At 40.0% G+C, this 402-nt stretch carries 1 pseudogene; it reads left to right on the forward strand.

Annotated elements, in window-relative coordinates:
- Nucleotides 1-402, forward strand: a pseudogene (locus tag JHD69_RS20555) (DUF393 domain-containing protein); the annotation flags it as partial.

Consider the following 402-nt stretch of genomic DNA (forward strand, 5'->3'; position numbering starts at 1 on the left):
CTCTACACCAAGGCTTTCATTAAAACAAAAATGCTGGATCCAAACGGCAGAGCGACTTATCAAAATACTCCAGCAACGGTTTGTTCTTTGGTGGATAACAAACGAGCAGTTAACGAAATCGCTTTGGTAAACACAAAAACCGGCGAAGTAACTTATGGGATCTATAGCATCTTCAAGATTTTGGGCAATGCCATGCCTTTGTTTAAACCACTTTTCAGCTTCAGGCCTTTTGCCTGGCTAATGAGCAAAGCGTATGCCTTTGTTTCTTATAATCGTAAAATGATCATTCCTTCAAAAGCTAAAACCAATGAACTATTGCCCGATTTTAAATTGCACTACCGAATTGCCTATCTAGTTTTTACCTGGCTGTTTACTGCCTATACCCTTACCGCCTATGCCAAA

The organism is Pedobacter sp. ASV12 (assembly GCF_016429155.1).
Lineage (GTDB): Bacteria > Bacteroidota > Bacteroidia > Sphingobacteriales > Sphingobacteriaceae > Pedobacter.